At 34.2% G+C, this 15,852-nt stretch carries 20 protein-coding genes and 2 tRNA genes; 8 read left to right on the forward strand and 14 right to left on the reverse strand.

Annotated features, from left to right (window positions below):
* The 5 genes from LDM90_RS08815 to LDM90_RS08835 form a co-directional block, all read right to left on the reverse strand.
* Positions 1-320 (reverse strand): hypothetical protein (locus LDM90_RS08815; RefSeq protein WP_223898860.1); only part of this gene is annotated, 320 nt, incomplete at its 3' end.
* Positions 320-514, reverse strand: a complete 195-nt coding sequence (locus LDM90_RS08820) for a helix-turn-helix domain-containing protein (protein ID WP_223898862.1) — start codon at positions 512-514, stop codon at positions 320-322. The genes LDM90_RS08820 and LDM90_RS08815, both read right to left, overlap by 1 nt.
* A gap of 230 nt (positions 515-744) precedes the next feature.
* A complete protein-coding gene (locus tag LDM90_RS08825) occupies positions 745-885 on the reverse strand; it encodes a hypothetical protein (protein WP_223898863.1) in 141 nt (46 codons plus the stop codon).
* A gap of 186 nt (positions 886-1,071) precedes the next feature.
* A complete protein-coding gene (locus tag LDM90_RS08830; protein WP_223898865.1) occupies positions 1,072-1,308 on the reverse strand; it encodes a hypothetical protein in 237 nt (78 codons plus the stop codon).
* A gap of 25 nt (positions 1,309-1,333) precedes the next feature.
* On the reverse strand, positions 1,334-1,543 hold the full coding sequence (locus LDM90_RS08835; protein WP_223896976.1) for a helix-turn-helix domain-containing protein: 210 nt from the start codon (positions 1,541-1,543) through the stop codon (positions 1,334-1,336).
* A 227-nt stretch (positions 1,544-1,770) separates the two neighbouring features.
* Between LDM90_RS08835 and LDM90_RS08840 the strand changes: the two genes are divergently transcribed.
* The 4 genes from LDM90_RS08840 to LDM90_RS08855 all read left to right on the forward strand — a co-directional run bounded on the left by LDM90_RS08840 (position 1,771) and on the right by LDM90_RS08855 (position 4,632).
* Positions 1,771-2,517 carry a helix-turn-helix domain-containing protein gene (locus tag LDM90_RS08840; protein WP_223896977.1) on the forward strand — a complete coding sequence of 249 codons (747 nt, stop codon included), beginning with the start codon at positions 1,771-1,773 and terminating at the stop codon, positions 2,515-2,517.
* A gap of 45 nt (positions 2,518-2,562) precedes the next feature.
* The gene (locus LDM90_RS08845) at positions 2,563-3,180 is read left to right on the forward strand and encodes an SLAP domain-containing protein (RefSeq protein WP_223896978.1); all 618 of its coding nucleotides are present in this window, start codon (positions 2,563-2,565) and stop codon (positions 3,178-3,180) included.
* Positions 3,181-3,182: 2 nt separating this feature from the next.
* The gene (locus tag LDM90_RS08850; RefSeq protein ID WP_223896979.1) at positions 3,183-3,422 is read left to right on the forward strand and encodes a hypothetical protein; all 240 of its coding nucleotides are present in this window, start codon (positions 3,183-3,185) and stop codon (positions 3,420-3,422) included.
* Between the two features lie 97 nt (positions 3,423-3,519).
* On the forward strand, positions 3,520-4,632 hold the full coding sequence (locus LDM90_RS08855) for a tyrosine-type recombinase/integrase (RefSeq protein ID WP_223898867.1): 1,113 nt from the start codon (positions 3,520-3,522) through the stop codon (positions 4,630-4,632).
* 86 nt (positions 4,633-4,718) lie between these two features.
* Here LDM90_RS08855 and LDM90_RS08860 read toward each other — a convergent pair.
* From LDM90_RS08860 to LDM90_RS08880, 5 genes are all read right to left on the reverse strand, one after another.
* Positions 4,719-4,790 (reverse strand) — tRNA-Gln (locus LDM90_RS08860).
* 8 nt (positions 4,791-4,798) lie between these two features.
* A tRNA-Glu gene (locus LDM90_RS08865) sits at positions 4,799-4,870 on the reverse strand.
* A gap of 158 nt (positions 4,871-5,028) precedes the next feature.
* Positions 5,029-5,880 carry a PRD domain-containing protein gene (locus tag LDM90_RS08870; RefSeq protein WP_223896981.1) on the reverse strand — a complete coding sequence of 284 codons (852 nt, stop codon included), beginning with the start codon at positions 5,878-5,880 and terminating at the stop codon, positions 5,029-5,031.
* Positions 5,881-5,909: 29 nt separating this feature from the next.
* Positions 5,910-7,316, reverse strand: coding sequence for a glycoside hydrolase family 1 protein (locus tag LDM90_RS08875; RefSeq protein WP_373307185.1), 1,407 nt, complete (start codon positions 7,314-7,316; stop codon positions 5,910-5,912).
* Between the two features lie 37 nt (positions 7,317-7,353).
* Entirely contained in the window at positions 7,354-9,279 is a 1,926-nt protein-coding gene (locus LDM90_RS08880) for a beta-glucoside-specific PTS transporter subunit IIABC (RefSeq protein ID WP_223896982.1), read from the reverse strand.
* Positions 9,280-9,578: 299 nt separating this feature from the next.
* Between LDM90_RS08880 and LDM90_RS08885 the strand changes: the two genes are divergently transcribed.
* Positions 9,579-10,589, forward strand: coding sequence for a serine hydrolase domain-containing protein (locus tag LDM90_RS08885; protein ID WP_223896983.1), 1,011 nt, complete (start codon positions 9,579-9,581; stop codon positions 10,587-10,589).
* A gap of 31 nt (positions 10,590-10,620) precedes the next feature.
* Here the strand turns inward: LDM90_RS08885 and LDM90_RS08890 are convergent, their stop codons facing one another.
* Positions 10,621-10,797: a hypothetical protein gene (locus tag LDM90_RS08890; RefSeq protein ID WP_162833769.1), complete on the reverse strand. Its 177-nt coding sequence runs from the start codon at positions 10,795-10,797 to the stop codon at positions 10,621-10,623.
* A 364-nt stretch (positions 10,798-11,161) separates the two neighbouring features.
* On the opposite strand from LDM90_RS08890, the gene LDM90_RS09520 reads away from it, so the two are divergent.
* From LDM90_RS09520 to pgmB, 3 genes are read left to right on the forward strand one after another with little or no spacing between them, the layout of a single operon-like run.
* Complete coding sequence (locus tag LDM90_RS09520; RefSeq protein ID WP_223897038.1) at positions 11,162-11,314, forward strand: alpha-L-rhamnosidase-related protein; 153 nt, start codon at positions 11,162-11,164, stop codon at positions 11,312-11,314.
* A 17-nt stretch (positions 11,315-11,331) separates the two neighbouring features.
* Positions 11,332-11,700 (forward strand): hypothetical protein, encoded by a 369-nt coding sequence (locus LDM90_RS08900; RefSeq protein WP_223896984.1) that lies wholly within the window; start codon positions 11,332-11,334, stop codon positions 11,698-11,700.
* Entirely contained in the window at positions 11,681-12,346 is a 666-nt protein-coding gene (pgmB, locus tag LDM90_RS08905) for a beta-phosphoglucomutase (RefSeq protein ID WP_198213807.1), read from the forward strand. The genes LDM90_RS08900 and pgmB overlap by 20 nt, the downstream gene beginning before the upstream one ends.
* Positions 12,347-12,470: 124 nt before the next feature.
* Here pgmB and LDM90_RS08910 read toward each other — a convergent pair whose 3' ends face one another.
* The 3 genes from LDM90_RS08910 to LDM90_RS08920 all read right to left on the reverse strand — a co-directional run bounded on the left by LDM90_RS08910 (position 12,471) and on the right by LDM90_RS08920 (position 15,852).
* Positions 12,471-13,559, reverse strand: a complete 1,089-nt coding sequence (locus LDM90_RS08910; protein ID WP_045927940.1) for a PTS sugar transporter subunit IIC — start codon at positions 13,557-13,559, stop codon at positions 12,471-12,473.
* A gap of 486 nt (positions 13,560-14,045) precedes the next feature.
* Positions 14,046-15,503, reverse strand: coding sequence for a glycoside hydrolase family 1 protein (locus LDM90_RS08915; RefSeq protein WP_223896985.1), 1,458 nt, complete (start codon positions 15,501-15,503; stop codon positions 14,046-14,048).
* Entirely contained in the window at positions 15,490-15,852 is a 363-nt protein-coding gene (locus tag LDM90_RS08920; protein ID WP_034977712.1) for a PTS sugar transporter subunit IIA, read from the reverse strand. Before LDM90_RS08920 ends, LDM90_RS08915 begins: the two co-directional genes overlap by 14 nt.

Here is a 15,852-nt window from a genome sequence, read left to right on the forward strand (position 1 = left end):
TATTGCGGTAGCTTTGCATTCCAGTCAATGTCATTTCGATGCTTTTCCATCCATTCAGCTGCAGGCTTTTCAAAAATTGTGAAACCCCGACCCGTTCCAGGATGAATGTTCTGACACCAATCTGGTTTGAATTTATAAAGAATATTTTCCTTAACCCAAGCTGGTCCATGTGGGTAACAATATTTTTTGGCGAATTCCTTAATACCAATAGTTTTTCCGATAATACTATCTTCAGGAACATAGCCACGGCTTTGCATAATTTTGTCAACCGTTTCTGTTAAATTTTCTATTGGTATTGATAGTTTTATTTCATTAGTCATTATCTCTTCACCTCCTTTCTCAGTTGATCTAAGCTAATCTCCAAAGCATCAGCAATTTTGCAAGCATTTTTAAATGACATTTCAGAACCGTTCTTATAATTTGCAATGGTGCTCCAAGGCAGTCCTGTTAATTTAGACAATCTGTAAATGCTAATCTTTTTAGCTTTCATAATTTCTTGAATTTTATTCCACATTTTGTATTCCCTATTTATTAAAACAGCTATATACTTATAGTGAATTGCCCCTTGATATAGTGATATATCATGTGAACCGAGTGAATTCAGGGAAAACCTAAGTCATTCTGATATGGCAACCCTGAGCCAAGCTTAATTGAAGGTGCAACGCATAGGACTATATCCCACGAGCGCTCGGCAACTCGTTTGAGTTGAAGATATATGCTGAACTGCTAGAAAACTAGTAGAAGCTAAGGATAAAAAGCCTTAACGATAACAAAATTGAAATCTGCAATCGATAAACTTATTTCATGTACAAACAATTTATCAACTAAAGTTGCAGTGCCTGCAGTATCTGCAGCAACTGCAGCAAAAGCATTAGACACGACCAATAATTTACACTCAGGTATTAAATTTGTAATTGATCCAGTAAATGCATTTACAAGAGAGGGGTTGCATGATATGAAGAATGGATTTAATAATTCAATTAGTCATATAGCGGCAACTTCTTCAAACAATAGTTTAAAGGCAGCAGTTCAAGGTAATTTAATTTACCAGCCATCCTTTCAGGATGGTTTTTATTTTTCTTTGTTAAAAAATTCCTCTAACCCTTCTAGTTTCGCTAATATGCTCTGTTCAATTTCTGTTTGATAATCTTCAATCTTGATTTTTTTAAATGCTTTCCATTCATCCGTATTTTCTACTTTTTGAAAAGCTTGTCTGCAATTTTCACTTCCTTTGAAGTTTTCAAAATTTGCTTCAAAACAGCTTTCTGCCTGTTCTTTGATATGAGTTTCTAACCAATCTTTATTCATAATTTCTTCTTTCTGTTTTTAGCAATTAATCATTAATTCCTAGTTTTTTTTCCATTTTTTCTCGAAGTTTATTTGACAAAGGAGAAGTATCACCTTTAATTGCTCTATTAATTTGTTGTGGTCCAGTTCCTAACATGTTTGCCATTTCACGTTGAGTAATTTGCTGTTTTAGTAAAGCAATTTTAAATTTCACCTCACATTCTTTTGCTTGTTTTTCAAGTGATTGATTAATCATATTTTTCACTTCCTTTCTGTGATTTATTCATCAAGTTCTTGCATTAATTTAGACAATTGGCTATAATTAACGTATGACAAATAAAAGAAAAAGTTTGCTTTATCAATTAAAGTCCAAAAATGTAAATTGATAGGCTTGTTTTTTCTTGCTTAATTACTTGACGATTTAATAATAAGCCAATTATCTAAATAAGTCAAGCCAATTATCTAAACTTTGGAGAAAAAAACATGTCACTTATAGATAATATTAAAGTTTTGGCTAAACAGCATGGTTTAAGCTTATTACAATTAAATGATAAAGCCCATTTGGGTAAAAATGCTATTTATAAATGGAAAAATCAGCGACCTAGCGCTGAAAATTTAGAAAAAGTAGCAAACGTATTGCATTGCTCTGTTGATGACCTAATTAATGATCCAACTGACAAAGTTAATAAAACAATAAATAATTTTCATGAAGCACAATATACAGTTCATGAAAATGCAAAAGACACTTTATCTAAAATTTTGCATTCTTATCCAATAGGTGAAAGTCCCCTTCAGCCTGCTAGTGACAAAGAGTTTAAAAAACATACTCATACTAAGCCACAAAATTATCAGGTTAGAGTTCCTATTTTAGGCAATATTGCTTGCGGAGAGCCTATATTTGCTGAACAAAATGTTGTAGATTACCGTGATTTAACATTTGACCATAAGCCATCTAATAAGCTGTTTATGCTATATTGCAAAGGCAATTCCATGCAACCTCTAATACCTGACGGTTCATTAGTAACTCTTGTAAGACAACCAACTGTTGAAAATGGTGATTTGGCAGCTGTTTTAATAGATGATGAGGCTACGATTAAACGTGTAAAGTTTGCAGGAGATGAAATCATTTTAATGCCTGAAAATAGTTCATATGATCCTATAGTTCTAAACGATAAAAAACCAGGAAAAATTTTAGGTAAAGTAATTCATGTTGAATATGATGTTAAATAATTCTAAACTATATGTAGTTATATGTTTATTTAAGGAGGAATAATCATGAAATTAAACAAAATAATTATTACAGGTATAGCTTCAGTAGCTTTATTAGGAACAGCAGTGACCACGGTCAGTGCAGCAAAGCTACAATTAATTAGAAAATCATACGTCTATAATGCTAAAGGTAAAAAAACTAAATCTTCATATCGCAAAGGCAGAAAAATCAAAGTTTTAGGTACTAAAAAAATCAAGGGCAAAAAGTATTACCGCATTGGCAAAAATAAATATGTCTTAGTTAAAAACTTTAAGAAGAAAAAGACTAATTATAAAACTGTAGTTATTCCCAATGCGGAGAATTCTAAAAAGCCTCAAACTCCAGTTTGGGAATCTAAGCATGTAGTAGACACACTGCCAAGTTTAACTGACCAAATCAAAAAGGCTCTGACCTTGTCTGGTGACGATCGACTTGAAGCTGACAAAGAAATCGCAGTTAAACTAGGCATGTCACCTGATTCAGTTACTTCAGAAAATCAAAAATCATTCGAACAAAGCTTAAATAAGTATACAGATTCAATGGATGAAGCAAAATCATGGATTGAACAGGGCGGACCTAGCCTTGACCAACATATGAAAGATGAGCAGAATAAATTTGGAGATTATATAAAGAATGGCAATTAAGTATGAATGAAAAAGAATTTGAAGAAAAATACAATAAAACAATAAAAAATTTTTCAAAAAAATATCTAAATAAAAACGAAGATATATTATTAGATGATATTGAAAAGGAAATTAGAGAAAATCATAATGATATAGATTTACAATATGCTAATATAATTGGTTCTGTTATTAAATTTTCTATGGATTTTTCTACCCAACTTTTAAAATATGTTCTTAAAGAAATGTTAGTAGATAAAAAATAATAAACAAAAAAGCTTTTAAAAACCTGTCTGGAAAACTAATTCTTAAAAGCTTGATATCACAATAGAGCAATGCCCTTTTGCATGCCTATTATAGCACATGAGAGGAAAAATAAGAATGCCGGTTAGGAAACGTGGTAAATTATGGTCCGCTAGAATTAACTGGCGTGATAAAGATGGTAAGCTTCGACAAATCGAAAAAGGTGGTTTTAAAACTAAAGTAGAAGCTGAACAGTTTGTCACTGAGCAACAGTATCTACATAATAAAGGTGTAGATATAGATAATAATCCAGTTTTTGCTGATTATTTTCATAAATGGTGGACTACATTTAAAAAACCACATATTAGACATGAAACTCAAAAAAGATATGAAACTAATGATCATATTGTTCACCAATATTTTGGAAATATTAAAATAAAAAAAATCAAGCGACTTCATTGGCAGGAATTTATCAATGAGGTTTGTAAAACTCGTTCTACTACTACTGTTAGGCTTTTAAATCGTCAATTTAGGGCTTGTGTTAAGAATGCAATAGCGGATGGCATAATTACATTAGACTTCACTCAAAACGTAAATATTAATGGAAATGATTCCAATACGCGTAGGCCAATTTTTCTTTCATACTCAGATGCTCAAAAATTATTAAAAACTGCTATTGAAGAAAGAGATCCTAAAGTTCCATCTACATATATAATTATCACAATAATTCTTACTGGAGCAAGGGTTGGAGAAATAAGTGCTCTTAAATGGCATAATTTAAATATTAGAAAGCATACAATTTCTATCCATCATTCGTATAACAGTGATACAAAAGAATTAGGACCAACAAAAAACACTTCTTCATATCGCACAATTAGAATAAACAAAAAACTTATCGATTTATTGAAAGAAATTAAAACAGACGATAAAGACGGATATATTTTCCAAGAAGCAACAACCAAATTACCCCCTGCCAATCGAACTATTAACAGTAAACTGCAAGTTATTATGCGACATGCTAAGTTAGATAAAAAGGATTTTACCATCCATAGCCTTAGACATGTGCACGTTGCTATTCTACATCATAAAAATGTAGATTGGATGGCTATATCAAAAAGACTTGGCCACAAAAATTTGTCTATGACATTAAGTGTTTATGCTTATTACATTGATGAGGATAAGCGGAAAAGCGATAAAGAAATAGAAAAAAAGCTAGACGATTTATTCATCTAGCTTTTATTTTTTGATAGCTCTGATGGGCAAATGATGGGCAAATCTGATTTTCGGCTCTCATAAACCTTGCTGTTGAGCTATTTTTATTGGGATATCCGGGCTCGAACCGAAACATGCAGGAACCAGAAACCTGTGCCTTACCATTTGGCTATATCCCAGTGTTAAATCACCCGCACGAGAATTGAACTCGTAACTCCACCTTGAGAGGGTGGCGTCTTAACCATTTGACCAGCGGGCAAAATCAACAGTAATTATTATGCTTGAAGAGACAGTTATTGTCAAGTACTTTCAGTTCAAAAACTAAATTTAACTAATGAGTATTTTTAACACAAAGAAAAACTTCCGAAAAGCTCTTCAATCCGGAAGTTTTTTTATTATTGCCCCATTTTTTACCAACTACACTTTTTTGCAGTTTTCTTCAACTACTTTGTGCAAATGAACAATTAGGTATATTTTTTCCTGTTTAGTAATCCTCAAGTTAATTTTTTTCCTAATAAACTCATCGAAAGCATTAATAATTTCAACTTCCTTGGGCATTTTTGCAGCCAGGTCTTGGTAAAGTCCCTCTTGATCTTCATCTGAAAACAGTTTGTTTTCATAAACTCTTTCACAAAAATAATTTAGATGAGTCAAAAAGCGCGAATAAGTGAAAGTATTTTGGTCGATTTTCCCCCCGATAATCCTTTGAGCTATTTTCTCAAGACTACTCACCAAATCAGCTATTTCCCTGTTTTTCTGTTGATCTTCAACATCAACTTCCGCATCCACAAAATGTAGGCCAATGCCCGTTGCTTCGCTATTTGGTAACGAAACATGCATTTTTTTATTAATCAAATTAACTGCAAATAACCCTACCTGATATTCGTTTCTATGGTGAAGTAAAACGTCAGGATAGTTGAAATTTTCGCCAATATTTCCCTCTTTAACTCGCTTTACCACAAACGAAGTATGATCAGCCAAGGATAAATAAAGGTAATCTTTTACTTTGATTTGATATTTTCTGGCGGCAAAATCTATTATTTCCCTAACCATATTTAGATAAGTTTCGTCTATCGTACTGGCTAGCTGAATAAAGTTTTTTAGCATTTTATTATCGGTTAAGACAAAAATCTTTTGAATTTCATCTTTTTTAACAGGATAACCAATTGCTTTATGGTAGCCTAGACCCTTGCCCATTAGGATACACTCTGCACCTGATTCATCTAATGCCAAAATAAGCGAATTATTCAAAACTTTTAGCACTTTCATCAGCTCACCGCCTAATTGCATACAATTGTTTAGTTGACCAATCCGTTATTTGCAATAACTTTTTGGTACCAGTAAAAACTGTCCTTGGGAATCCGACGTAGATCTTTTAGATCATTGTCAGTTCTATTGACGTAAATAAAGCCATAACGCTTTTTAAATCCCTGATGTGAACTTAACAGATCCATAACTGACCAAGGACAATAACCGATTAGCTTTACCCCATCCTGAATTGCATCATAACAAGCCTGGATATGATCTGCAAGATATTTTATGCGGTATTGATCATGAATCTTGCCATCCTTTGCCATAATGTCTGGCGTACCTAAACCATTTTCAGTAATAATCATTGGCAAACGAAACTGACGATAATATTCATTCAGTACAATTCTCAACCCCATAGGATCGATTTGAGCACCATATTCCGTTGCAGACAAGTTAGTATTTTTTTCGATCTTAAAATAGCCATACAGATCAAAATCCACATCATTTTTCCTTGTACCAAATTGGTGCTTGGCATCACTCGGTAAGTAACTGGCAACGAGCGTACGATAATAATTGACTGCTATGAAGTCAGGCCGAGCATCGCGCAATACTTGCTCATCTTGATCTTGCATTGATGGAAAAATGCCCACTCTTTTAAGGTAATTGCTATAGTACCCTGGATATTGTCCGTAACAATACATTTCCAGGGCATAATTAGTTTTAAAATTGTCATTCATTTTAGCAGCCCAAACATCTAGTGGCTTGGTAGATGCTGGATAAGTCATGGTGGATGATATTGCAGGTCCTATTTTACCGTTTGGCACCATCTTATGACAATCTTCCATAACACAGGCACTTGCTACAAACATATTGTAATCCATTTGAGCTCTGACACGTTCTTTATTCTTAGCTTCAACATGATACATGTTTAAGCGCTCGTCCACACGAACCATTAGGTTTTGTTCATTGATCACCTGCCAGTTCTTGACTCTGTCACCAAATTTTTTAAAACATATTTGGGCGTATCTTCTAAAAGCTGAAATGCAAGACCTGTTTTCCCAGCCGTTGTATTTTTCTACCAAGGCTAGGGGCAAATCAAAATGATATAGAGTTACAAACGGCTCAATCCCATTTGCAATCAGGCAATCAATCACTTTACTGTAAAAGTCTATCCCCTTTTGGTTAACCTGACCATCACCGTCAGGAATAATTCTCGACCAGGCAATGGAGAAACGGTATACTTTAAGACCTAATTCTTTCATTAAAGAAATATCTTCTCGATAATGATGATAAAAATCACTGGCTACTTTCGTATCAGCTTGCTGAGGACCAGCATGAACAAAAGAATTATAATCTGCTACTGATTCTCCCTTGCCATCTTCGTTCCATCCGCCTTCAATTTGAAAGGCTGATGAAGATGCACCCCATAAAAAGTCTGGGTTAAATTTTTCCATAATTACTCCTCTAATAATCATATCTTAGATTTCGATATTATGATTTCCATAACAGGTATAACAACTGGTCGTTATTAGTGACGTTATCCTTGTTCGTCGAACCAATGGCTGCATAGTTTTTCGAATTAGTCACTACAACGGTCGTGGTTAAGTCATAACCTGCCTGCTCAATCTTTTGCATGTCAAATGAAACTAGCAGCTGCCCCTTCTTGACATGATCTCCATCTTGAACGTGCTTTTCAAAATACTTTCCATTTAGTTTAACAGTGTCAATGCCAATATGGATCATCATTTCAATTCCACTGTCTAATATTAAACCAATTGCATGTAAAGTCGGATATATCATGCTGACTGTGGCATCTGCAGGAGCTAAAATTTTTCCTGAAGCAGGTTGAACTGCAATACCTTTACCCAAAACTCCGGATGCAAAAACTTCATCTGAAACCTGAGCTAGAGGTATCGTTTTACCTTCAAGAGGAGAATTTACAGATAAGTCGCAGTCATCTGCAACTAAATCTTCATCAATGGTTTTAGCAGGATTTTCTTCCTGATTATCCTCAATTTGATCCGTTTTTGAACTATTTTTTTCTACAAGATCATCACTAGGTAAATCATTAAAACCTAATATAACTGTTAAAATGCAAGCTCCACCAAAGGCAATTAAGCAACCCAAAATGTAACAAATAAATGCCTTAGTTCCGGCAGAAGCATATACGGGAATGGTCAAGACACCTTGATTTGCAAAAGCATTCCCATAAGAGCCTCCCCAGCCCATTAAGGCACCGCCTAAAGCACCACTAATTACTGCATAAACCATAGGCTTTTTCAGACGCAAGTTAGCACCATAAATAGCCGGCTCGGTAATACCAAACAATGCTGTCACTGTAGCTGAAGCTGCCACGGTTTTCAGATTTTTGTTTTTAGTTCTGAAGAAAACTCCCAAAGCCGCACCAGCTTGTGAAAAGTTTGCTGCACCAGCAAAGGCAAGCAGGTTTTGCCGTCCCGTTTTAGCAACATCGTTTATACCAATTGGAATGATTGCTCTGTGAGCACCAAAAATAACAAGTACACACCAAATACCACCAATAAAGGCACCTAATAAAATCGGACTTAAATTCATGATATAGTGATATGCCCAGTTAACAGCGTTACCAATATAAATACCAATTGGACCAAAAATCATTAAAGTGGCTGGTACCATAATAAGTAAAGACAGAGTTGGTACCATAATTATTTTGAGCACATCCGGCATTATTTTTTTAACAAATTTTTCAACGTATGCCAGTACAAAAACCGCTATGATGATGGGAACAACCGAGGAAACATAATTTGCCTTGGTAATTCCAATCCCAAACAACGTTACTGCTTTGTTTCCCGTCATCAACTCTACCAAAGTGGGATAACATAGCGTTGCTCCCAGAGTCATAGCTATGTATTCATTTGTTTTAAAAACTTTAGCAGCCGATCTAGCCAAAATCACTGGCATAAAATAGAATAGAGCATCTGACGCAGCATTCAAAATAATATAAGTATTAAATGTCTTTATATCAACATGGTAGACATTTAAGCCAATTAATGCTGCAACCGCCAAAATACCCTTTAACATTCCCGAAGCGGCAATGGCCGGAATAGTTGGCGTAAAAATAGCAGTTACAACATTTAAAATCTTTGTACCAATACCAACTTTTTTGTCTTGCTCATCATCTTCCGTAGCGGTACTTTCAAGCAATGGCATGATTTCATCATAAATTGCCTCTACTTTATTACCTAAAACTACTTGAAACTGACCACTGGCCTCTACAACCTGAATCACTCCCTCTATACTGGAAACTTTGTCTTTGCTTGCTTTACTTTCGTCCTTTAAAACAAATCTCAATCTGGTAAAACAATGCGTTAAACCAGAGACATTTTCTTTTCCGCCCACTCCATCTATGATTTGTAGTGCGATCTTATGATTATCCATAATTTTCCTTCTTTTATTTAAATAAAAAAGACCAAACATACGTAAATAAAACCGTCCATCTCGGTTATTAATTACATACATTTGATCTTGCCTGCATTACCAGTAACACGTCAAATAAAAGTTCTTTTATTTTACAAACTTAAATTTAACATTAGAAATCAATTTATGCAAGCGATTACATCAAATTTACCATTAAATCTATTTTTTAACATTTAAAATTTCATTCGCACTTATTTGGAAAAATAAACCAACGAATTGTATATAATATAATTAGAAATATTAACTGAAAGACAGATTTTATGATTGACTACTCAAACACCCAAAATTTAATTGAATCAATGGTTACGGAACGCATTGTACCGGGCGTAAACTATGCTTTTTTTAAAAATGAACAAGTTTTCACTTCAACCGTCGGCTTTGCAAGTACCTATCCGACAGTTACGCAACTTAGCCCGTTTGCTATTTATGATTTAGCCAGTCTGACCAAAGTAATTATTACTGAAAATATTTTGCTTAAATTATATCAAGATGGACAGCTCAATTTTACTGAACCACTGCACGATTTTATTCCTGAATTTAAAGATGAACGTGTCCGCCTTTTTCATCTGCTTACCCACACCAGCGGAATCCGTGGCTGGATTGAAAAGCGCGATCAATTATCCCATGACGAATTAATCAATGCCATCATTCATTTACCTGTTACAGACGAGTTTGAACATAAAATGCGCTATGCCGATACGAATTTTATCTTGTTGGGGTTAGTTGTTAAAAAAATATTTGGTCAACCAGTTCAAGAAGTTGGTCAAAAATTAATAATTGAGCCTTCAGGTTTAAAAAACACGACATTCAATCCCCCTAAGGACTTATGCGTCCCCACTGCTGTTTATCAAGGAAAAGTTTTGCAAGGCGAACCGCACGATCCTAAAGCACGCCAGCTTGGCAGTGATTGCGGTTCAGCAGGACTTTTCTCCACAATGAATGACTTGGTTAAATTAAGTAAAGGTTACTTGGGTTTGGATACCCACATTCTGCCCTTCAGTCAAGAACTTGTCGCAATGTTATTCGATAATAAAAATCCGGTGGGTGTCAAGCCACGCTCATGGGGCTGGGATTTGCGCTTTGACCCTCAGTTGCATTACCCCCTGATTTTGCATACCGGCTTCACCGGTGTTCTTATGCTTCTTGACCGTGTAAAAAAGTCGGGTCTAATTCTTTTGACCAATCGTATTCACCCTACTGGTCATAATCAGGTCTTTCTAACTATGAGAGAAAGAATTATCCAGAGTTTTTTAAAAGAAAATGACGAGTAAAAAACAGCTTCATATAATAGAAGCTGCTTTTCTAGCACTTTTTACGATTTGGCCAAAAATGATAGACAAGGTCAACTACTGCTTGAGCCAGCATACCGCCTGCCATCCAGTACATCCCCATCATCATATTGCCGGTAAAGGTATAATAAGCAGTAATAGCGTAAACGACTACCCACAAAATTTTGAAAAACAAATTATCACACATCATTTGTAAAAAAACTCCCTTCAATTCATTTCAAATTATACCTTTTTTTAGGCAAAAATTGGGGCTTTTTTTAGTTATTTAATCCCTGAAAAGTCGAATTGCTAAAATTATTTACAATTATTGTTATTATATAAAAATGTTTACATTCGTAAGCGTTAATAAACTTTTTTGAAAATAATTTTTTTGATGAAATCATTTTAATGCTTTTTATTCGTTATGTAATTTAATTGCTTTTCAAACTATAAAAAAAGACTTTAATTTCATCATTTTAAAGTCCTTTTATTGTTATGCAAAATAATTAGAAACGGTAATCAATGCGCATGATTGTGGTATTAGTTCAAAGTTAATCTTGCCATCTTGTATTTTTATGCTTTCCACTTTTAGAAGTGAAGTAACACAAAATTTTCCAAGCTGGCTCTATGACGTTAATTTGGATGCCACTACTATTTGGAAACGCTGGAATTCAGTCTTGCCTGAAGGCTCAAGGTCAACCTTAGTATTCCTTTTGGTCAAAGAGTAACCGTAAAATTACCTAGAGTGAAGGATAAAGTAGAAATTAACGGCAAGCGATTATCTTTGCCATTGGAATTAACTAACGGTGATTTTACAATTTCTTATGTGCCAGAAAACAGTTATATTGAATACTACAATATCAATATGCCCGTAAAAGAATTAATGAGCGATGCGGAACTTGTTAAACAGCTAAGACCAATCAATACTGTTTTTGACTTTTTGCAAGATCCCGATAATCTCAAAAAATTTGGTGAAAATTCTATGGTAGAATTGAATAGTCTGTTGCCATTTATTAATATTTCAGACGAAGATTTTAACCAAATTAGTAAAATACTTGATACTACGCCAGTAACAAGTGAAAGGAAGTTTTTAAATGAAAGGCGTTCTCTTTGATTTAGATGGGGTCATTGCAGATACATCCGTATACCATTTCCAAGCTTGGAGAAAATTAATCAAAAAACATTTTAATCTCGAATTACCGGATGAACTTGAAAAACAAACAAAAGGTGTAAGCCGAACAGATTCTTTAAAGGCAATTTTAAAATTTTTAAATATCTCCGTGTCACAAGAACAATTTAATGAAATGACCACTGAAAAGAACAACATTTTTCGTAATTTGTTAGCTAGTTTAACTCCCGCAAATATCTTACCTGGAATTAGTGAATTAATTTTATCCCTTAAAAAAAACAACGTTAAACTATCTTTGGCTTCTGCTAGTTTAAATGGTCCATTCATACTAGAAAAATTACAATTGACAGATGCATTTGATGCTATTGCAGACCCAAGTAAAGTTGCTGCTGGTAAGCCAGCACCAGACATTTTTATTGCTGCAGCTGAAGCAATTAATCTTAAAACACAAGATTGCGTAGGTATTGAAGATTCAATTGCAGGTATCACTGCTATCAACAAGTCAGGTGCTTTATCAGTTGGCGTTGGCTCTATAACGGATCTAAAAGATGCTAAATTACTTTTTCCTAAGACAGCAGCATTAAATTATGATCAAATCGAAACTGCATGGAAAAAAATTAATTTAAATTAGTAACCTGTTTACAAATAAAAACTCGTGAATAAAACAAAATTTGTTTTTCACGAGTTTTTTGATGCTTAAAATAAATTGGTGTAAATAAGTATTGGTTTTTTATGACAGATTTAAGTAATTACATTTATTCACCTAGATAGGCAAAGGCTACCTTTTCATCATAAACATGAAAGACCTTTTCAAAGAGGAAACGGCATACCATTGCTACTAGAACTGGAAATACTATCCAGACAATCAAGGCCATTACAATATTAATACTTGCTTTGCCAGCATCTAAGGATGCCAGGGGCCCTACCAGGCCAACGAGACCGAAACCAGCAGAAGCTGGAGTTCCACTAACGTGAAATAGAGCCACTGGAATAGCGGAAAGCGCTGCTGTAATTAATGTTGGTAAAACAATAACTGGATGCCTGAAAAGATTGGGCATCATCATTTTCATTGCTCCTAATGCAATTGCAATAGTAACTCCTGATTTATTAGTTCGCCAAGAATGAACGACCAATACCAGTGTCGTTGCCGCGACTCCCATTGCTGCTGCACCTGCCGAAAGACCATTTAATTGGATAGCCATTCCAATTGCCACAGTTGATATTGGTGAAATTATCAAAATTGCAAACATACAGGAAATTAAAATACACATTAATATTGGCTGTAAATTAGTAAAGGAATTAATTACTGACCCAAGCCAGGTGGTGATTTTGCTTACATATGGCAAAATCATCATGCCGATCCAACCTGCTCCACCACCAACAACAATCGGGGCTGCAACAATTTTGACAGAGCCAAAACGTTGACCCACTAATAACAAAAGCCCCACAGCCAAGCCAGCTGTAATCATGGTATTAATAAGATCGCCTGTTCCTGCCGAAACAAAGACGCCTTGAGCTTTAGTAGCAGGATTCACAATTTGTGGTACGAATTTTGTAACTCCGGAGCCAACATAAGCAGCGGCTCCTACAATGGCAACATCCAGTGGAACCATTTTAAATTGGATGGCAATTAACGCCCCAATTAGCAAAGGTGTAGCACATTGAAAAATCAGTAATGCCTGGTTAATAGATGCCGTCACCGGATTTTGACCAAATAATTTTAAAATTGCACTGACAACTGCATTTGGAATCAAGCCTACGATTATTCCAGTTGCAGTTCCTGCTAAAATGTTGTTTAGAAAAGTTTTTACTGTTAGTTTGTTAGTATTGGTTGTGTCAGCCATATTTGTACTCCTTTAATATAATAGTGATTAGGTATACATTGTCAGCAAAATAATTTGTGACAAAATCGAAATATGCTGATTGCTAATTCGCCTCATTGCTTTTTCCTCCTTAAATTTAATTATTAAGTATTTTATCATTTTATTTAAAAATGTACATAAAAATATTAAAAATATTTAATTTTATACTAGGTAATAAAAAAGTATAACTAGATACTCTTGGTGTCTAGTTATACTGCAAAAATGTATTTTATTTTTATAATATCAATGATAATATCATTAAAATTTCAAAATCAGTCTTTTTAACGAAAAACTTAAGATAACAAAATTGTTACCTGTTTAAAAGTTAACGAAACTGGTTCTCACTATTCTTAAGCAAAAAACTTTTTATAATGTACTAAATCCTCTCGAGGAATTTTCGCTATTAATTAAATCATCTCAAAAAGTGCATTTGTTGCTTTTAAAATTTTTTTCTTATTCCTGATTCATTTATATATATTTACCATTCGAGCTAATTACTTGTTTATACCAGAAGTAGCTGTCTTTTAAGTGACGTTTTCTGCTTCCCTGTCCGTTATCATCAATATCTACATAAACAAAGCCATAACGTTTTGACATTTGTTGAGAAGAACACGAAACGATATCAATCGGTCCCCAAGCGCAATAAGCAATTACTTCTGCCCCATCATGTATTGCCCTTCCTACTTGTTCAATATGCATACTCAGATATTCTGAACGATAGGGATCATATATTTTTTTGTCACTTTCCAATTTGTCATAAGCACCTAAGCCATTTTCAGCAATAATAATTGGTTTTTGATAGCGATCATAATATTGAGATAAAGTATTGTATAGTCCTTGAGGATCAATAGCCCAGCCCCAACTACTTTGTTTCAAATTCGGATTTTGTAAATTATCTGCTGGCTGCATCTTATTCTTCGTTGAGTCAACCATACGAGAATAGTAATAAGAAATAGCTAAAAAATCCATACGATTTTCGTTAATTAATTTCAATTCATTTTGCGTAATATCAAGTTCAATATTCTTATCATTAAAATAATTTAAAGCAAATTTGGGATATTTACCTCTAAATTGAACATCTGTCACAAAATATTGCATACGATTTTGCTGCATTGCAAGTATAACATCGTCCGGCTTACTACTTGCAGGATAAACAGTACCATCAGCAACCATTGTTCCAATGTGTATATTAGGATTATTCAAGGAACGTGCATAATTTTTTATTTCGGCTCCTGCCACAATTTGATTATGCATTGCTTGATAAAGAGCTTGTTCTTGATTTGGATATTGATCACTAGCTACACCAACTGAAAGCCAAGGTTCTATTTGAACCATATTAATTTGATTAACTACAATCCAATATTTTACGCGATCACCGAACCAATCCAACAATACTTTGCCAAATTTCACAAAAAGAGGAATTACTTTCTTATTAGGCCAACCCCCATATTTAAGTGTAATATTAATAGGAGTTTCATAATGATTCATTGTGATAATTGGTTCAATTCCTAATTGCACCATACAATCAATCATGTCTGAGTAATGCCTTAGTGCCTTTTCATTAGGCTTTTCATCGTCTCCATTAGGAAAAATTCTCGACCAATCTAGAGAAGTTCTAAAGGTAGTAAAACCTGCATTAGCTAAAAGCTGTAAATCTTCTTTATAAGTATGGTAAAAGTCAATACCAAAACGTTTGGGATAATAATTTTCAGTATCTTGACTGTTTTTCTTAACTTCGTTTAGCGTCATCCCTTGTGACTCCGCGGCTTGCAACTCTTTATTTGATAATCCTTGAAGATAGGGTTGCACATCTGAGGAATTTAATCCTTTTCCATCTGCCTGAAAAGCACCGTCCGCTTGACTTGCAGCTTGAGCACCACCCCATAAAAAGTTTTTGGGAAAGTATGGAAAATTATTTTTTCTCATTCAGATCACCTTTACACTGACAATCACGCTTTTCAAATATCTTTATTAAATGATTTGCCAAATTATACTCAGTGTTGATTGTCATCAAAGTATCTTGAGCATGTGTAAATAATACTGAGTATTGTATTGGCTTACCTTCAGCTTCTTCTTGAATTTTTTTGGTTTGCAGACGATGAGCTTTTACTAATTTTTCATTTGCTTTCTTCATGTTCTCTTTTGCGTTATCGTAATTCGAATTTGCCACATCATCCAGGGCTTTACTGATAAAATCACGGGCATCACCGGCGTTTAAAATAATGTTCATTGTATTTTTAACATTTTCTTCACTGAATTGATTATTATCTTCCAC

This window comes from Lactobacillus huangpiensis (genome assembly GCF_019972815.1).
Lineage (GTDB): Bacteria > Bacillota > Bacilli > Lactobacillales > Lactobacillaceae > Lactobacillus > Lactobacillus huangpiensis.

Excerpts from the sequence above, each read along its gene's own strand:
- LDM90_RS09520 (WP_223897038.1), top strand. The coding sequence starts at position 11,162 with ATGCTTTCCACTTTTAGAAGTGAAGTAACACAAAATTTTCCAAGCTGG.
- LDM90_RS08830 (WP_223898865.1), bottom strand. The coding sequence starts at position 1,308 with ATGAATAAAGATTGGTTAGAAACTCATATCAAAGAACAGGCAGAAAGC.
- LDM90_RS08840 (WP_223896977.1), top strand. The coding sequence starts at position 1,771 with ATGTCACTTATAGATAATATTAAAGTTTTGGCTAAACAGCATGGTTTA.
- LDM90_RS08845 (WP_223896978.1), top strand. The coding sequence starts at position 2,563 with ATGAAATTAAACAAAATAATTATTACAGGTATAGCTTCAGTAGCTTTA.
- LDM90_RS08835 (WP_223896976.1), bottom strand. The coding sequence starts at position 1,543 with ATGATTAATCAATCACTTGAAAAACAAGCAAAAGAATGTGAGGTGAAA.
- LDM90_RS08880 (WP_223896982.1), bottom strand. The coding sequence starts at position 9,279 with ATGGATAATCATAAGATCGCACTACAAATCATAGATGGAGTGGGCGGA.
- LDM90_RS08875 (WP_373307185.1), bottom strand. The coding sequence starts at position 7,316 with ATGGAAAAATTTAACCCAGACTTTTTATGGGGTGCATCTTCATCAGCC.
- LDM90_RS08890 (WP_162833769.1), bottom strand. The coding sequence starts at position 10,797 with ATGATGTGTGATAATTTGTTTTTCAAAATTTTGTGGGTAGTCGTTTAC.
- LDM90_RS08870 (WP_223896981.1), bottom strand. The coding sequence starts at position 5,880 with ATGAAAGTGCTAAAAGTTTTGAATAATTCGCTTATTTTGGCATTAGAT.
- LDM90_RS08915 (WP_223896985.1), bottom strand. The coding sequence starts at position 15,503 with ATGAGAAAAAATAATTTTCCATACTTTCCCAAAAACTTTTTATGGGGT.
- LDM90_RS08885 (WP_223896983.1), top strand. The coding sequence starts at position 9,579 with ATGATTGACTACTCAAACACCCAAAATTTAATTGAATCAATGGTTACG.
- LDM90_RS08820 (WP_223898862.1), bottom strand. The coding sequence starts at position 514 with ATGTGGAATAAAATTCAAGAAATTATGAAAGCTAAAAAGATTAGCATT.
- LDM90_RS08855 (WP_223898867.1), top strand. The coding sequence starts at position 3,520 with ATGAGAGGAAAAATAAGAATGCCGGTTAGGAAACGTGGTAAATTATGG.
- LDM90_RS08910 (WP_045927940.1), bottom strand. The coding sequence starts at position 13,559 with ATGGCTGACACAACCAATACTAACAAACTAACAGTAAAAACTTTTCTA.
- pgmB (WP_198213807.1), top strand. The coding sequence starts at position 11,681 with ATGAAAGGCGTTCTCTTTGATTTAGATGGGGTCATTGCAGATACATCC.
- LDM90_RS08850 (WP_223896979.1), top strand. The coding sequence starts at position 3,183 with ATGAATGAAAAAGAATTTGAAGAAAAATACAATAAAACAATAAAAAAT.